The organism is Candidatus Culexarchaeum yellowstonense, assembly GCF_024707025.1.
Classification (GTDB): Archaea; Thermoproteota; Methanomethylicia; order Culexarchaeales; family Culexarchaeaceae; genus Culexarchaeum.
Genome location: NZ_JANGFQ010000228.1, coordinates 1 through 2,385, shown reverse-complemented (window position 1 = coordinate 2,385; position 2,385 = coordinate 1). Strand labels below are relative to the sequence as shown.

Annotated in this window: 2 protein-coding genes and 1 pseudogene; 1 reads left to right on the top strand and 2 read right to left on the bottom strand. The window is 39.7% G+C overall.

Annotated features, from left to right (window positions below; genetic code table 11):
- Positions 1-253, top strand: a pseudogene (locus tag MRT15_RS11760) (serine--tRNA ligase); the annotation flags it as partial.
- Between the two features lie 12 nt (positions 254-265).
- Here the strand turns inward: MRT15_RS11760 and MRT15_RS11755 are convergent.
- Both MRT15_RS11755 and MRT15_RS11750 read right to left on the bottom strand, forming a co-directional pair.
- On the bottom strand, positions 266-1,561 hold the full coding sequence (locus MRT15_RS11755; RefSeq protein WP_304330450.1) for a Ni/Fe hydrogenase subunit alpha: 1,296 nt from the start codon (positions 1,559-1,561) through the stop codon (positions 266-268).
- The gene (locus MRT15_RS11750; RefSeq protein ID WP_304330448.1) at positions 1,554-2,312 is read right to left on the bottom strand and encodes a hypothetical protein; all 759 of its coding nucleotides are present in this window, start codon (positions 2,310-2,312) and stop codon (positions 1,554-1,556) included. The genes MRT15_RS11755 and MRT15_RS11750 overlap by 8 nt, the downstream gene beginning before the upstream one ends.
- Between the last annotated feature and the right edge of the window lie 73 nt (positions 2,313-2,385).

Genomic DNA, 2,385 nt, shown 5'->3' with positions numbered 1-2,385 from the left:
GGATTGGCAGAGCTATCGTCTCAACATTAGATTTCAGAGGAAGGGGGGGAAGGGGTTGGAGAGGGGATATGTGCATACACTTAACTCTACAGCTATTGCTTCCACTAGAGCTATAACTGCCATATTGGAGAATTATCAAGAGCCTGATGGCTGTGTAGTTATACCTAAAGTTTTGAGGCCTTACCTTGAAATGTTCAAGAAGGCTCCTAAAGAAGTTATATATCCAGTTAAGGGTAAAGTGGAAAAAAGGTAATTTATGTAAAAATTAGTTTTTAATTATCTTTACTTTTATGGCATGTACTGAGCATGATATGCATGGATCGTAATTCCTCACTATCATCTCCACCATCAACTGTGCTTCATCTATCGGCTTGCTAATTATTTCTGAAATTTGCATTAGTATATCTTGCTCGATGTGTGCCAAGTTTTGTGTGGTTGGAGCTATTATCCTTGCCTTCTCCACGTACCCTTCACTGTTTATCCCGTATGAATGATATAGTATTCCTCTAGGTGCTTCTGAGGCTCCACATCCCCATCCAGCTTTAACTTTCCCCTCTACGTATGGTTTCTCCGGCTCTCTATATTCATCTATAAGTCTCTCTATTTCTAATGTTGAATGATATATCTCTGCCATCCTGGCTATTATGCTTTGATACGTGTTCACTAGAGGTGCTTTAAATCCATATGCTTCCAATACGTCTCTCACCTCTCCTCTTAGAGCTTTGTAGTTGTTGTTGAATCTTGCTATTGGGCCAGTTACATATGTCCCCCTTCCCTTTATTCTGCACCTTAGCGATGTGGAGTATGGTACTTGGAATTCTTCTATTTTGTCTTCAAATTCCTCTTCAGATATGTTTATCCCCTTATTGGACACGATTCTTCCGCCTACTGTTGGATATTCCCCTTCGGGGTCTTGTAGTGATAGGTATTCGTAGTCACATTTTATTTTAGGAATTTCTAGCTGGAGTATCCATTCTAATAATTCTTTCGCAATTTCCTGCTTATCTTTGCATTCCCTCTTAATGTCTTCAAGCTCTTCCCTCCTTATTATTCTGTAGAATCCTCCAATTCTGCATGAAACTGGGTGTACCGATCTTCCTCCAATTTTTTCCATAACATAGTTTCCGAAGGCTTTCAGCTTTAGCGCTTTTCTAACTATTTCCGGCTTTATTCTTGCCAATTCTATTACGTCGTTTAGTTTCATGAAGTCTGGTGCATGTAGTAGGAATACGTGTAGTGTGTGGCTACTTATCCACTCCCCAAATAGTAATGTTTTTCTTAGATTTTGAATTTCCTTTGGAATATTTATTTCAAGTATCTTTTCCATTGCTCTGCTACTGCTGTACATGTATGGTACTGGGCATATTCCACATATCCTTGCCACAAAATCTGGTACTTCTAAATACTTTCTTCCCTTTACGAAGGCTTCGAAGAATCTTGGCGCTTCAATTATTTCCACTTGTATCTTCTTCACATTTCCATTTTCCACTACTATTTCGACTTCGCCTTCACCCTCCACTCTCGTTAATGGTTTTATGTTTATTTCCATCCTTTTATTCATATTTCTCCACCACCTCCTTGAATTTGGGTCTCCAGCATTCAAATTTCTTGAATAACAATGAAATATCCTTCTTGCTCAATTCTTTCTCCATGAATTGTTGTGCTAGTTTTGTTGTTTGTGATAGGTCTGATGGTCCGTAGCATGCGTAGCATGGTCTTTGGAAGCTTGGGCATATTGCTCCGCATCCGGCCATCACCACTGGTCCTAGGCATGGTTCCCCCTTCGCCACTAGTACACATGTATACCCCTTTATTTTGCATTGTATGCATAAGCTGTGTGTGGGTAGAAATGGTTCTCTTCCAATTATTATTTGACTTAAAACCCATAGTAATTGCTTCCTGTTTATTGGGCACCCTCTTATTTCGAAATCAACTTTCACATGTTCTGATAGTGGTGTGGATTTCTCCAGAGCTTTTATCCATTCTGGGTTTGGGTATACGATCTTCTTGTATTCTTCAAGTTGAGCCCAGTTTCTAAGGGCTTGTATTCCACCTGCAGTGGCGCATGATCCTATTGCTATCAAGTACTTTGATTCCTCCCTTATCTTATGTAGTTCCTCGAGTTGTTCCGGTGCTGATACGCTCCCCTCTACGAGGGATATGTCGTATGGTCCTTTCATGAGCTTTCTTGAGGCTTCCACAAAGTATGCTATTTCAACTTTACCCGCTATCTTCAGTAGTTCTTCTTCTAGGTTTAGTAGTTCGAGTTGGCATCCACTACAACTTGCAAATTTGAATATTGCAATTTTCATATGTATTTCACCTCGAAGTACCTCTTTATTTTTGTGTATTGGAATACTGGGCCATCTTTACATATGAAGAATG

Excerpts from the sequence above, each read along its gene's own strand:
- MRT15_RS11755 (WP_304330450.1), bottom strand. The coding sequence starts at position 1,561 with ATGAATAAAAGGATGGAAATAAACATAAAACCATTAACGAGAGTGGAG.
- MRT15_RS11750 (WP_304330448.1), bottom strand. The coding sequence starts at position 2,312 with ATGAAAATTGCAATATTCAAATTTGCAAGTTGTAGTGGATGCCAACTC.